This window comes from Agromyces indicus, assembly GCF_031432295.1.
GTDB lineage: Bacteria > Actinomycetota > Actinomycetes > Actinomycetales > Microbacteriaceae > Agromyces > Agromyces indicus.
This window is the reverse complement of record NZ_JAVKGS010000001.1, coordinates 270,561-284,466: the sequence shown is the minus strand read 5'-3', so window position 1 is coordinate 284,466 and position 13,906 is coordinate 270,561. Positions and strand designations below refer to the sequence as shown.

Genomic DNA, 13,906 nt, shown 5'->3' with positions numbered 1-13,906 from the left:
CCATCCGGTGCGCCCCTTCGGCGTACCCGCGGCGGCGCCGCACCGCCGCACCGCCGCCGCACCGCGCCGCACCGCCGCCGCACCGCCGCCGCCGCCGCGCCGAGCGCGCAGAGCCGCGACGAGTGCGCGCTGAATGCGCCGCGCGCTCGTCGCGCATCCGCGCACTCGGCGCCCTCAGCGCACCCGGCGCGTTCAACGCGGCCGAGGCAGCGGCACCGGGGCGAGCGGATGCCGCGGCGCGGGCGGAGCGCCCCGCGAGGCGCTTCCCAGCCCACGAGACGTAGGCTCGTACGGTGACCCGTTCCGTCCGCGTGCTCGGCCCCGCCGCCCTCGTCGCCGTCGCGCTCGCCGCGATGATCGCCGGGCTGGCGTTCGGCGGGGGAGCGGATCCGTACCCGATCCAGGACCCCGGCCCGGTGGCGCGCTGGGGCGTTCCCACGGCGAAGCTGTTCGTGAACCTCGGCGCCGCCGGGATGATCGGCGCGCTGGTCCTCGCGGTCTGGGCGCTGAGCCCGAAGCAGCGCGAGTTCGACCTCGCGCTCGACGTGGCCGCGGCATCCGCTGCCGTGCTCACCGTCGCGAGCGCCGCGACCGGGGTGCTCACGTTCCTGCTCGTGACCGGGGCGCCGTTCGAGCTGAGCGACCGGTTCGGCGCGCAGCTCGGCCAGTTCGCCACGTCGATCGAGCTGGGGCGGGCGTGGCTCACGACGACCCTCGTCGCCGCGGCCGTCACGGTGCTCTGCTTCGCCGTGCGCAACCACACGGCGCTGGTGTTCGTGACCGTGCTCGCGGTGGTCGCGCTCGTGCCGATGGCCCAGCAGGGCCACGCGGCGGGCACCGCGGGCCACTCCGAGGCGGTCACCGCGCTCGGCCTGCACCTCGTGTTCGTCGCCGCCTGGCTCGGCGGGCTCCTCACGCTCGTGCTGCTGAAGTCGCGGCTCACGGGCGACCGCCTGCCGATCGTGCTCGCCCGGTACTCGACCGTCGCGCTGGTCTGCTTCATCGTCGTCGCGATCTCCGGGTATGCGAGCGCCGCGCTGCGCATCGGCACCTGGGACCAGCTGATGAGCGACTACGGCCTCCTCGTCATCGGCAAGGTCGCGGCACTCGTCGCCCTGGGCCTCTTCGGGGCGGCGCAGCGGCGCGTGATGATCGGGCGGATGCTGCGTCCGGGGTCGGCCCAGGTGGCCCGCCCCGAGGCATCCGTCACCCGCACTTTCTGGCTGCTCGTCGTCGTCGAGCTCGCCTTCATGGGCATCGCGTCGGGCGTCGCCGCGGCGCTCGCGCGCACGGCCACGCCCGTCGCCGAGGAGACCTCGGGCGGGCTCGCGCGCACCCCCGCCGAACTGCTGACCGGCGAGCCGCTGCCGCCGCCGCCGGACGCGATCCGCTACCTCACCGAGTGGAGCCCCGACCTGCTGTGGCTGCTCGCGTGCGGGTTCGGCATCTTCTTCTACGTCGCCGGGGTCGTGCGCCTCCGCCGGCGCGGCGACGCCTGGCCCGTGTACCGCACGGTGCTGTGGGTCGCGGGCATGCTGCTGCTCGCGTGGGTGACGAGCGGCGGCGTGAGCGCCTACGAGGAGTACCTCTTCTCGGCGCACATGCTCGCCCACATGATCCTGACCATGGCGGTGCCGGTGCTGCTCGTGCCGGGCGCGCCCGTGACGCTCGCGGCCCGCGCCATCCGGCCGCGCAAGGACGGCAGCCGCGGCGGTCGCGAGTGGATCCTGCTCGCGGTGCACTCGAGGTTCGCGGGCATCATCGCGAACCCGATCGTGGCGGCCGTGCTCTTCGCCGGGTCGCTGTGGGTGTTCTACTACTCGCCGCTGTTCCGGTGGACCATGGAGGACCACATCGGCCACACCTGGATGGTGGCGCACTTCCTCATCACCGGGTACCTGTTCGTGCAGTCGCTCATCGGCATCGACCCGGTGCCGTACCGCCTGCCGTACCCGTTCCGGCTCGTGCTGCTGCTGGGCACGATGGCGTTCCATGCGTTCTTCGGCCTGTCGATCATGATGAGCTCCGGCCTGCTGCTCGCGGACTGGTACGGCGCGATGGGCTGGGGCACCGACGCGCTCGCCGACCAGCAGCTCGGCGGCGGCATCGCCTGGTCGATCGGCGAGATCCCCACCGTGGCGCTCGCGATCACGGTCGCCATCCAGTGGGCGCGCAGCGACGCCAAGGAGACCAAGCGGCGCGACCGCCACGCCGAACGCACCAACGAGGCCGAGCTCGAGTCGTACAACGCGCAGCTGGCCGCGCTCGCCGCACGCGACGGCAAGGGCGAGTGACGGATGCCGCCGGCTGAGCGTCCCGCGACCGAGCCGGTCCGCCGCATCGTCGTCATGGGCGTCGCGGGCGCGGGCAAGACGAGCGTCGGCGTCGCGCTCGCCGACCGGCTGGGGCTCGACTTCATCGACGCCGACGACCTGCATCCGCCCGCGAACGTCGAGCGGATGCGCGCGGGCCGGGCCCTGACCGACGCCGAGCGGATGCCGTGGCTCGACCTCGTCGGCACCGCGCTCGCCGATGCGCGCGCGCCGGGCGTCGTGATCGCCTGCTCGTCGTTGCGCCGCGCCCATCGCGACCGGTTGCGGGCCGCGGCGCCCGACACCGCGTTCGTCGCGCTCGAGGGAGATGAGGCGCTGCTCCGCGAGCGCCTCGGCGGGCGGGTCGGGCACTTCATGCCCGCGACCCTGCTCGCGTCGCAACTCGACGCGTACGAGGTGCCGGATGCCGATGAGCGGGCGGTGCGCGTCGGGGTGACCGGCGGGGTGGACGAGATCGCTGCGACCGCGGCATCCGCCCTCGACCGGATGGCCGGCCCGGGCGCTACTTGAGCTGGATCGCGATGGAGCCGTCGGGGCGGACGCGTGCCTCGAGCGCGAGCATGAAGCCCTCGTCCTGCTCGAAGTTGTAGAACGTGCCGTCGAACAGCGACTGCGCCTCGAACGCGACCCGGGCGACGCCGGGCGTGGGCGGCATCTCGAACGCGGCCTCGCCGGGCACGAGCGTCACCGCGGGCGATTCGACGATGGTCCAGACCGGTTCGGTCACGACGCGGTCGTCGACGTCGACGCCGAACGGGCAGCCGGCCGGCTTCAGCACGGGCTGGGTCGCGCACTGGTCGACCAGGTACTCGTCGACCTTCGCCTGCACGCGCTCGACGAACTCGTCGGTGGGGAGCGCGTCGACCCGCACCTCGGCGGGCGTGCCGGGCGTGGTGGCGAGCGGGGTCGGAACCGCCTCGAGCAGCGTCGATTCGTACCCGAACTCGTAGACGGCGGGCGCGACGGCGAGGTACGGCGCCTGCTGCGTGAACCCCAGCAGCTCGTCGCCGGTCTTATTGGCGCGCGTGTCGAGGGTGAGCGAGCCCACCGTGAACATGGGACTGTGCGCCGCCGTCACCTGCACGACGGTCAGCGGGCTCGTGGCGAACTCCCACCGGTTGAGCACGCCGTAGAGCGGTTCGATCGGCTTGACCTCGAACGTCGTCTCGACGATCGACGACTCGAGCCGGTAGCTCACGGTGACGGTGCGCGCTCCCTGGTCGCCGGATGGCTCATCACCGAGCACCCGCACGTCCTCCGGACCGGACCGCAGGACGCCTGAGCGCAGCATGGCCGTCGAGATGTCCTCCGGCAGGCCCGCGCCCGCGAGATCGGCGGGATCGAGCCGGACGCCGGGGGTCGCGGCGGCGCTCACGATGTCGTCGCGCGCGATCGCGTCGAGGTAGCGCTCCACGAACGCCGACGCGCCGTACAGGCTCTGGTTGAGGCCGCCGAGGGCGGCGAGCATGGCGCCGCCGAGCAGCACCGCGAGACCCGCCCACCCGGCGATCGCCGCCGGTGACAGGCGCCCACCGCGTCTGCCCGAGCTCCCCACCCGGCAAGTCTAGACACGGTCGGCTGGGCACTCGGGTTGTCCACAGCGCAACGCGCCCCGTGAACGGATGCCGCAGCGGCGGGCGCCGGGCCCCATGCGCCGGTCTACAGTGAAGACGCCGACCCGCCGCGGTGGCGCCCGCGGCGCGGCGTCCGTCACCCGACCCGCCCCGGAGGACCACCCGTGCAGCCTGTGATCCTGACCGCCGAGCAGCAGGCGGTGTTCCGGGCGATCGAGCACACGCGCGAGCACGTGTTCGTCACCGGTCGCGCGGGCACGGGCAAGTCGACGCTGCTGAACCACCTGAACTGGAACACGTCGAAGCAGATCGTGATCTGCGCGCCCACGGGGGTGGCGGCCCTGAACGTCGGCGGTCAGACGATCCACTCGCTGTTCCGGCTGCCCATCGGGGTCGTCGCCGACGCCGAGATCGACCAGAACGACACGGTCCGGAAGATCCTGAATGCGATGGACACGCTCGTGATCGACGAGGTGTCGATGGTGAACGCCGACCTCATGGACGCGATGGACCGCTCGCTGCGCCAGGCCCGGCAGCGGCCGCACGAGCCGTTCGGCGGCGTGCAGGTGGTGCTGTTCGGCGACCCGTACCAGCTCGCGCCCGTGCCCGGCTCGGGCGACGAGCGGCGCTACTTCGCCGACACCTACCGGTCGATGTGGTTCTTCGACGCGAAGGTGTGGCAGGAGGCCGACCTGCGGATCTTCGAGCTCGGCGAGATCCACCGGCAGCACGACGACGCGTTCAAGCACATGCTCAACGCGGTGCGGCACGGCATGGTGACGGCCGAGATCGCGGGCGTGCTGAACGACACGGGCGCGCGGCGTCCGCTGCCCGAGCAGGGCGCGATCACGCTCGCGACCACGAACGAGACGGTGAACCGCATCAACCGCACGGCGCTGCACCGGCTGCCCGGGCATTCCCTCGCCAACGAGGCCGACGTGAACGGCGAGTTCGGCGGCCGCGGCTACCCGGCCGACGAGAAGCTCGAGCTGAAGGTCGGCGCGCAGGTGATGTTCCTGCGCAACGACACGGGCGGGTGGGGCGAGGCGCCGCGCTGGGTGAACGGCACCATCGGCACGGTCACGTCGCTCGACCGCGAGGTGCGCGTCGAGGTCGACGGCGAGGAGCACGAGGTCGAGCCGGCGACGTGGGAGAAGTACCGCTACACGTGGGATCCGGTGGCGAAGAAGCTCGAGCGCGAGATCGTGGCCGAGTTCACGCAGTTCCCGCTCCGGCTCGCCTGGGCGGTGACGATCCACAAGTCGCAGGGGGCGAGCTATGACACCGCGATCGTCGACCTCGGCTCGCGCGTGTTCAGCCCGGGGCAGACCTACGTGGCGCTGTCGCGGCTGACGTCGCTCGAGGGGCTCTACCTCGCCCGGCCGCTCGTGCCGCGCGACATCATCGTCGATCGCGATGTGGAGCGGTTCATGTCGGGTGCGGCGCGCGACCTCGGCACGGCCGACGAGCTGCCCGCCTGAGCTGCGGCTCGACGCGGGGACGGACGGGCGGACGTGAGGGAGCGGCCGGGGGCGTCATCGCCACGCACCCCCGGCCGCCGTCGGAGCGGGTCAGTGTCGATGACCCGGGTCGTGGGTGCCGTGCTCCCCGTGGGGCACGGCGAGTTCGCCGGCTTCGGTGGCCGCGAGCGCGGGCGTGGCGAGGGCTGACACGAGCGCAGCGCCGACCATGAGCCCGATGAGCCCGAGCCGGGGGTGCGCCTCGGCCGAGGCCCGGGCGTCCGCGGCGGCCGTCCGCCGGCCGCGGCGGCGTCGCAGGTCGAGTGCGGCCGAGAGTGCGACGGTGGCGATGAAGACGGATGCCGCGGCGAGCGGCCCGCCGGGGATGCCGGTCGTCGCGCCCGCGGCGACCGCGCCGCCGGCGGCGAGCAGCGCGCCCACACACGTGCCGAGCGTGGACCGCGGGGCCAGGGCGCGCCCGGCGCGCAGCGACAGGACGCCCCAGCCGAGCGCGGCGATGCCGAGCCCGGCCAGGGCGACCTGCGTCGCACCCCCGGCACCGGCCGCCAGCGCCGCGAGCACGAGGCCCGCGCCGAGGGCGCCGAGCATCGGCCAACTGCGCGTGATCGCGGCCAGTGCGGTCATGGCGGGCTCCCTAGGCCGTCGCCACGCGTGCGGAGCGCTCGGCTCCGAGACCGACGCCGAGCAGCACGATGGCGCTGGCGAGGTGGAGGAAGTGGTCGGCGGTGTTGAGGGCGAGGATGTTGGCCGCCGTGCCGGCGATGAAGAAGCCGACGATGCCGAGCAGCAGGTAGGCGGCCCCGACCGTCGTGTTCGTCGCCTTCGCCGCGGCGACATCGGAGAGCCCCGCGATGAGCAGCGCGGCGCCGATGGCGAGGTGCGCGATGTTGTGGAGCGGGTTCACCGCGAAGATGCCGAGCAGCAGGCCGCCCTCGGTCGCGATGAAGTCGACGCCGCCCGTGACGCTGAAGCCGAGCAGTCCGACGAGGACGTAGACCGCACCGAACACGGTGGCGGCGATGCGGTTGGGTGAGTTCTTCATGGCGATGCCTCCTTGTCGTCGCGCGGCGTTCGCCGTGCTGGTCGTGGTTCGGCGCGCCTGCGCAGACGGATTGGCCGCCGGTTCGGGGGACACCGTCCGGCGGCCCGGCGCCCCGGCGTGGCCGAACCGTGACGTGCCGATCAGGGCGACGCCGGTCGAGCGGGTTACAATCGCTGCGGACACACGGCGGGGGGCTCGGTGGCTTCAGGAGCAGGGCGCGTTCGGCGGAGGATCGCCGCGGCGGTCGCGTCCGCCTGCGCCGCCCTCCTGCTCGCGGGCTGCACGACGCCCTCGCAGGCCATCACCGAGTACGACCAGGTCGATGCGGAATTCGCTCCGGAGGTGGTCGAGCGTCTCGAGGCCACGCTCGGGGAGGCCGTGCGCCTGAGCGGGTCCAGCGGCGCGGTCGCGGGCGTGTGGGCACCGTGGGCCGGCGCGTGGACCACCGGTATCGGCACGGTCGACTTCGGCGAGGGCGCACCCGAGGTCACGCCCGACACCCGCTTCCAGCTCGCCACCGCGACCGGGGCGATCACCTGCGCGCTCATGCTCCGCCTCGTCGACGCCGGCGTCGTCGCGCTCGATGACCAGGTCGGCACGATGGTGCGCGGCGTGCCCGGCCTCGGGGGGATCACGCTCGAGCACCTGTGCCGCCACCAGTCGGGCATCGCCGACTACTACCCCTCGCTCAGCCGGTTCTTCGTCGGCAACCCGCAGCGCGTGTGGCCGGCGACCGAGCTCGTCGCGAGCGGCATGGCCGCGAGTCGCCGGTTCGACCCGGGCACCGGATGGGCCGAGTCGCGGACCGGCGTCATGCTGCTGGCCACCGCGCTCGAGCAGCACACCGGCCGCACCTGGGCCGACCTCGTCGACCAGTACGTCTTCGAGCCGCTGGACCTCGACGAGACGAGCATTCCGCCGGCGCAGGCCACCGACCACACCGGGGCGCTCGGCGGCTACGCCGCGGGCGTGCTGCCCGACGGCAACCGGGACTGCGAGGTCGTGATGGACGTCTCGGACCGCTCGAGCTCGATCGGCGGCACGGCGGCCGGGGCCTACTCGACGCTCGAGGAGGCGAAGCGGTTCAGCGAGGCGTTCGCGAACGGCACCCTGTTCAGCGAGAACACGGCGCGCAAGGTCTGGGCGACGACGCCCTTCGGCGGCGACGCGCCGGCGTGGCAGTCCCAGGGCATCGGCGCCCAGCAGTACGGCCCGATGCGCGGCCTCGCGGGCGTCACCACGGGCGCCCTGACCGCCGTCTTCACGGAACCCGAGACCGGCCTCACGGTCGTGGTCGCCCTGAACAACTCCTCGTCGGGCGGCACGCTCGCGCGCGAGGCCGCGTTCGCACTGGCATCCATCGCCTCGAAGGCGACGGCGTCGGGCGAGGAGACCCCACCGCTCATCGAGCTCCCGTGGTCGTACGAGCAGGCGGTCGAGCGGATGACGGAGGCCGCCGTGTGCCCGCTGCCGGCCGAGGTCGAGGCGACCGAGGAGACCCCGGCCGAGGAGCCCGCCACCGACGGGTGACCCGTCCCGCCTCCCGCTCGCCTCGTGTCGGTGGGGACTTTCGGCCCGCCCGAGGGCCCGGCCACGCACGAGACTGACCGGCAGCGACGCCCGTGCGGACGTCGCGGTCAGGAGGGACGCCCATGTGCCGGTGGCTGGCCTACTCGGGGGAGCCGCTCCGGACGTCCGCGGTGCTCCTCGACGCGACCCATTCCCTCGTGGCCCAGTCGTTGGACTCCCCGCTCGGCGCCGAGACCGTGAACGGCGACGGCTTCGGGATCGGCTGGTATCCGCCCGGCGCGGTCGCCGGCAGCATCCCCGCGGTGTTCCACAGCACGGAGCCCGCGTGGAACGACGAGAACGTGCGCGAACTCGCGCGCGCGATCGAGAGCCCGCTGTTCTTCAGCCACGTGCGCGCCGCCGCGGGTCCGCCCATCCAGCGCACGAACTGCCATCCGTTCCGCTGGGAGAACTGGCTGTTCATGCACAACGGGTTCCTCGCGGAGTTCGCGAAGGTCAAGCGCGACCTCACCTTCGCGATCGACCCGTCGCTGTACCCGCACGTGACGGGCACCACCGACTCGGAGGTCCTCTTCCACCTGGCGCTGACGTTGGGCCTCGCCGACGACCCGGTGAAAGGGCTCACCGCGGCGGTCGACCACGTCGAGCGCGTGGGTCGCGAGCACGGCATCCTCTTCCCGATGCAGGGCACCGTGGCGGTGTCGGACGGTGCCACGATCTGGGCGCTCCGCTACTCGTCGCAGGGCCGGTCGCGGTCCCTGTTCCACTCGGCCGACATCCCGACGATCCGCGAGATGTACCCGGACGCCGAGCGGCTCTCGCAGTTCGGCGATCACGCGCACGTCGTCGTGTCGGAACCGCTGAACGACCTCCCGGGAGTATTCCTCGAGGTACCCGAGTCGACCATCGCCGTCCTCGACCGAGAGGGATACCACCATGAGCCCTTCCGATCCGCCGCCTGACGCGGCATCCGCCCCGCCGGCACCCGACACGACGACGGATGCCGCGAAGACCTCGTGGACGGTCGTCATCGCCCTCTCCGCGGCGCAGTTCGTCATGGTGCTCGACAGCACGGTCATGAACGTGTCGATCTCGCAGGTGGTGAGCGACCTCGACACGACGGTCTCGGCGATGCAGGCCGCGATCACCTTCTACACGCTCACCATGGCCGCGCTCATGCTCGTCGGCGCGAAGCTCGGCGACGTCTGGGGCCGGTTGCGGGCGTTCGTGATCGGCTCGATCGTCTACGCGCTCGGCTCGCTCACGACGGCCCTCAGCCCGAACATCGTGGTGCTGTTCCTCGGTTGGTCGGTGGTCGAGGGGATGGGCGCGGTGCTCGTCATCCCGGCCATCGCGGCGCTCATCGCCGACAACTACACCGGTCGCGCCCGGGTCACGGCGTACGCCATGATCGGGGCGGCATCCGGTGCCGCGGTCGCCGCGGGCCCGCTCATCGGCGGGTACCTGACGACGTACGCCTCGTGGCGGTACGTGTTCATCGGCGAAGTGGTCGTCATGGCGGTCGTCGTGCTCTTCGCCCGACGCATCGTCGATCGGCATGCGGCCGTGCGCATGCGGATCGACCTGATGAGCATCGTGCTGTCGTCGGCGGGGCTCGTGCTCATCGTGCTCGGCCTCCTGCAGAGCAAGACCTGGGGCTGGATCCTGCCGCTCGACTCGCCCGAGATCAACGGCTTCCCGATCGCCCCGTTCGGCATCTCCCTGACGACCTGGTTCGTGCTCGCCGGCGGCGTGCTCATCGCGCGGTTCTTCCGGCGCCAGCGACGGCTCTTCGAGGCGGGCCGTCCGCCGCTGCTCGACGTGACCCTGCTGTCGATCCCGCGGCTGCGGAGCGGGCTCGGCGCGCTCGGCGCCCAGTACGCCGTCACCGCGGGCCTCTTCTTCATGATCCCCGTGTACCTGCAGATGACGCTCGGGCTCGACGCGCTCGAGACGGGACTGCGGATCTTCCCGCTGTCGATCTCGCTGATCCTGTTCTCGTTCGCCGGCACCCGGCTCTCGAACCTGTGGTCGCCGCGCACCATCGTGCGGATCGGGCAGGTCGTGCTCGCGGCGTCCGCGGTGGTGCTGCTCGCCTCGGTCGACGTCGAGCTCAAGGTGCCCGCGTTCGGGATCGGCATGTTCACGGCGGGTGCCGCCCTCGGGCTGCTCGCCTCCCAGCTCGGCAACGTCAACATGTCGAGCGTCGGCGTGGAGAAGTCGAGCGAGGTGGGCGGCATGCAGGGCGTGTTCCAGAACCTCGGCTCCTCGCTCGGCACCGCCCTCATCGGCTCGATCCTGATCGGGGCGCTGGCGACCGCGTTCGCCGGGGGCGTGGCCTCGAGCGAGCTTCCCGACGACGTCAAGCAGGAGGTCGCGACGGCGACCGCGGGCGGTGTCGAGCTCGTGCCGGCGTCGTCGGTGCAGCAGATCGCCGAGGACGCGGGGCTCTCGGAGGACGACGCGGAGGCGCTGACCCGGACGTACGGCGAGTCGCAGGTGCAGGCGCTCCGCATCGCGTTCGTGGGGCTGATCGCGATCGCGCTCGCCGCGCTGCTGTTCTCGAGGAACATCCCGAGCGAACGACCCGTGCGGCCGTCGTCGCGGACGCGGACGCGGACGACCGAGGTGACGGAGGAACCACGATGACCGAGACGGATGCCGCGTTCGATCCGGCACCCCGCGACGACTTCGCCGCGCGCGCCGAGGCGGGGCGGTCGGCGCGGAGGCGCGCGCCGAGGTCGTCGCACGCCGGCTGGGCTCCGCCCGCCGACCGACCGGACCCGGTCGCCCTCCTCGAGGAGCAGGCGGTCACGCGCGTGCCCGAGCTGGTCCCCATCCGCTACGCCCGCATGGCCGTCTCGCCGTTCACGTTCTACCGCGGTGCGGCGCTGATCATGGCGTCGGACCTCGCCGGAACCCCCGCATCCGGGCTGACCGCGCAGATCTGCGGCGACGCGCACCTGTCGAACTTCGGCGTGTTCGCCACGCCCGAGCGGGACCTGATCTTCGACATCAACGACTTCGACGAGACCCTGCCGGGTCCGTGGGAGTGGGACGTCAAGCGGCTCGCGGCGAGCTTCGAGATCGCCGGTCGCCACCGCGGCTTTTCCGCGGCCGAGCGCCGTCGCGTCGTTCTCGAGGCGGTCGCCGGGTATCGCGAGCGGATGCGACGGGCGGCCCGGTCGGGCGTGCTCGCCGCCTGGTACGACCGGCTCGACGCCGACCGCATGGTGCAGTGGATCCGCGAGGAGCGCGAGGCGAACCGGGTCGGCAGCAGGCAGGTCAAGCGGACGCAGGCCGCCCTCGCGAAGGCGCGGACGCGGGACAGCGTGCGCGTGTTCACCAAGCTCGTGGAGGTCGACGACGGCCGCATGCGGATCCGGTCGGAACCGCCGCTCATCGTCGCGATCGAGGATCTCGGGCTCCAGCCCGGCACGGGCGAGGCCGTCGAGGGCTGGATGCGGAAGATGCTCGCCGAGTACCGGTCGACGCTGCCCCTCGAGCGGCACCCGATCGAGGAGTTCCGTTACGTCCACCTGGCGCGCAAGGTCGTCGGGGTCGGCAGCGTCGGCACGCGAGCGTGGATCGTGCTGCTGCGCGGTCGCGACGATGGCGACCCGCTGATCCTCCAGGCGAAGCAGGCCGAGGCGTCGGTGCTCGAACGTTTCCTGCCGCCGAGCCGCTACGACCAGCACGGCGAACGGGTCGTGCGCGGCCAACGGCTCATGCAGGCGGCGAGCGACCTGTTCCTGGGCTGGCAGCGCATCGTCGCGCCCGACGGCGTCGAGCGGGACTTCTACCTGCGCCAGCTCAACGACTGGAAGGGTTCCGCCGACGTCGAGGTGATGCTGCCGCGTGGTGCCGAGCTCTACGCCCGTGCCTGCGGCGAGACCCTGGCGCGCGCCCACGCGCGGGCGGGGGACCGTGTCGCGATCGCCGCCTACCTCGGCGGGTCCGACCGCTTCGACCATGCCATCGCGGAGTTCGCGATCGACTACGCCGACCAGAACGAGCGCGACTACGCGACGTTCCGCGAGGCCCTGGCATCCGGTCGCCTCGTCGCCGCCGACCCCGTCTGACGCGGCCGCCGCGTCGGCAAGCGGATGCTGCGGCACCCGCCCCGCCCTTGGTACGGTGCAGGCAGCCAGTCGCGAGCCTTGGGAGGTGCGATGTCACAAGCGGGCGTCGAGCAGCACGGACAGCATCGGCAACCTCGGGAGCAGTGGACCGGCCAGGTGGGCTTCATCCTGGCGGCCATCGGCTCGGCGGTCGGCCTCGGCAACATCTGGCGCTTCCCCGGCGTGGCGTACGAGAACGGCGGTGGCGCGTTCCTCATCCCGTACCTCGTGGCGCTCATCACGGCGGGCATCCCGATCCTCTTCCTCGACTACGCCGTCGGGCACCGCTTCCGGGGCTCCGCGCCGACCGCGTTCCGGCGCCTGGGCGGTCCGCGCGGGCGGTCGCTCGAGGCGCTGGGATGGTTCCAGGTCGCGATCTGCTTCGTGATCTCGCTGTACTACACGGTCGTGATCGCGTGGGCGCTCAGCTACTTCGTGTTCTCGTTCGATCTCCGCTGGGGCGACGACACCGCCGGCTTCCTCGTCGGGGACTACCTGCAGGCGAGCGATCCGGGCTTCAGCCTGTCGTTCGTGCCGAGCGTGCTCATCCCGCTCGTCCTCATCTGGGTCGCCGTGATCGTGGTGCTCGCACTCGGCGTCGCTCGCGGCGTCCAGCGCGTCAACGTGATCTTCCTGCCCCTGCTCGTGGTGGCCTTCGCGGCGCTGGTCGTGCGCGCGCTGTTCCTCGACGGCGCAGCCGAGGGCCTCAACGCCCTCTTCACGCCCGACTTCGCCGCGCTCGCCGACCCGAACGTGTGGATCGCCGCTTACAGCCAGATCTTCTTCTCGCTCTCGATCGCGTTCGGCATCATGATCACCTACGCCTCGTACCGACGCCGTCGGTCGAACCTCACCACGCCGGGCCTGGTCGTCGCGTTCGCGAACTCGTCGTTCGAGATCCTCGCGGGCATCGGCGTCTTCGCGACGCTGGGCTTCTTCGCGTTCCAGCAGGGCGTCGCGGTGGGCGAGCTCGAGGGCCTCACGGGCGTGGGACTGTCGTTCATCACGTTCCCGGCGATCGTCTCGCAGATGCCGGGCGGGCCCATCTTCGGCATCCTCTTCTTCGGGTCGCTCGCCATGGCCGGCTTCACCTCGCTGCTCTCGGTCCTGCAGGTCGTGTCCGCGGGCTTCCAGGAGAAGTTCGGCCTGTCGCCGCGGCAGGCGGCCGTGCGGGTCGGGGTGGTCGCCGCCGTCCTGTCGATCCTGCTCTTCTCCACCACGACGGGCCTCCTGGCGCTCGACACCGTCGACAACTGGGCGAACAACATCGGCATCGTCCTGTCGGCGATCCTCGCGAGCGTCTTCGCGTTCTGGGTGCTGCGCAAGGGCCCGGAGCTGCGCTACCACCTCAACAGCGTGTCGACCTTCCGCGTGGGCGGCATCTGGACGGTGCTCGCGGGCATCCTCGCGCCGGTGATCCTCGGGTACATGCTCATCTCGCGCATCGTCTCGCTCATCGTCGACGGCTACGCCGGCTACCCGCAGTGGTACCTGCTCGCGCTCGGCTGGGGCGCCATCGCCGTGATCGTGGCGGGTGCGGGGCTGCTCACCGTCCTCCGGTGGCGGCAGAACCCCGACGACTTCCGAGCCTGGCCGCCACTGCCCGACCACACTCCGCCGCACCATGCGGCCGCGCCGACGAAGGGAGGCCGTCGATGACCGGCATCGCGATCTTCTTCCTCGTGCTCGCCATCGTGCTCGTCTGGGGCGGGTTCACCGTGAGCGTGCTCTACCTCAGCCGCCGGCCCGACCGGCACGACTTCCCCCCGGGAGGCGAGGACGACCACCGCGAGGACATCGCGCCGGTCGAGCGCGACACGTAACG

General features: G+C 72.3%; 12 protein-coding genes. 9 read left to right on the top strand and 3 right to left on the bottom strand.

What is annotated here, in order from left to right; all coding sequences use genetic code 11:
• Nucleotides 1-353 precede the first annotated feature (353 nt).
• Nucleotides 354-2,294, top strand: coding sequence for a bifunctional copper resistance protein CopD/cytochrome c oxidase assembly protein (locus tag RH861_RS01295; RefSeq protein ID WP_374760953.1), 1,941 nt, complete (start codon nt 354-356; stop codon nt 2,292-2,294).
• Nucleotides 2,295-2,297: 3 nt separating this feature from the next.
• Nucleotides 2,298-2,843: a gluconokinase gene (locus RH861_RS01290; protein ID WP_310519417.1), complete on the top strand. Its 546-nt coding sequence runs from the start codon at nt 2,298-2,300 to the stop codon at nt 2,841-2,843.
• Here the strand turns inward: RH861_RS01290 and RH861_RS01285 are convergent.
• Nucleotides 2,836-3,888, bottom strand: coding sequence for a hypothetical protein (locus RH861_RS01285; RefSeq protein ID WP_310519416.1), 1,053 nt, complete (start codon nt 3,886-3,888; stop codon nt 2,836-2,838). The two genes, RH861_RS01290 and RH861_RS01285, sit on opposite strands and share 8 nt — an antisense overlap.
• A 183-nt stretch (nt 3,889-4,071) precedes the next feature.
• Between RH861_RS01285 and RH861_RS01280 the strand changes: the two genes are divergently transcribed.
• A complete protein-coding gene (locus RH861_RS01280) occupies nt 4,072-5,388 on the top strand; it encodes an ATP-dependent DNA helicase (protein ID WP_310519415.1) in 1,317 nt (438 codons plus the stop codon).
• A gap of 90 nt (nt 5,389-5,478) precedes the next feature.
• Here RH861_RS01280 and RH861_RS01275 read toward each other — a convergent pair whose 3' ends face one another.
• Both RH861_RS01275 and RH861_RS01270 read right to left on the bottom strand, forming a co-directional pair.
• On the bottom strand, nt 5,479-6,012 hold the full coding sequence (locus RH861_RS01275; RefSeq protein WP_310519414.1) for a hypothetical protein: 534 nt from the start codon (nt 6,010-6,012) through the stop codon (nt 5,479-5,481).
• Between the two features lie 10 nt (nt 6,013-6,022).
• Complete coding sequence (locus tag RH861_RS01270; protein ID WP_310519413.1) at nt 6,023-6,430, bottom strand: DUF4383 domain-containing protein; 408 nt, start codon at nt 6,428-6,430, stop codon at nt 6,023-6,025.
• A gap of 198 nt (nt 6,431-6,628) precedes the next feature.
• Between RH861_RS01270 and RH861_RS01265 the strand changes: the two genes are divergently transcribed.
• From RH861_RS01265 to RH861_RS01240, 6 genes are all read left to right on the top strand, one after another.
• Entirely contained in the window at nt 6,629-7,960 is a 1,332-nt protein-coding gene (locus RH861_RS01265; protein WP_310519412.1) for a serine hydrolase domain-containing protein, read from the top strand.
• Between the two features lie 122 nt (nt 7,961-8,082).
• Complete coding sequence (locus RH861_RS01260) at nt 8,083-8,922, top strand: class II glutamine amidotransferase (RefSeq protein WP_310519411.1); 840 nt, start codon at nt 8,083-8,085, stop codon at nt 8,920-8,922.
• Nucleotides 8,897-10,609, top strand: a complete 1,713-nt coding sequence (locus tag RH861_RS01255) for an MFS transporter (RefSeq protein ID WP_310519410.1) — start codon at nt 8,897-8,899, stop codon at nt 10,607-10,609. The genes RH861_RS01260 and RH861_RS01255 overlap by 26 nt, the downstream gene beginning before the upstream one ends.
• Entirely contained in the window at nt 10,606-12,042 is a 1,437-nt protein-coding gene (locus RH861_RS01250) for a DUF2252 domain-containing protein (RefSeq protein ID WP_310519409.1), read from the top strand. Before RH861_RS01255 ends, RH861_RS01250 begins: the two co-directional genes overlap by 4 nt.
• 90 nt (nt 12,043-12,132) lie before the next feature.
• On the top strand, nt 12,133-13,740 hold the full coding sequence (locus RH861_RS01245; RefSeq protein WP_310519408.1) for a sodium-dependent transporter: 1,608 nt from the start codon (nt 12,133-12,135) through the stop codon (nt 13,738-13,740).
• Nucleotides 13,737-13,904, top strand: coding sequence for a methionine/alanine import family NSS transporter small subunit (locus RH861_RS01240; RefSeq protein ID WP_248599303.1), 168 nt, complete (start codon nt 13,737-13,739; stop codon nt 13,902-13,904). Before RH861_RS01245 ends, RH861_RS01240 begins: the two co-directional genes overlap by 4 nt.
• Nucleotides 13,905-13,906 lie beyond the last annotated feature (2 nt).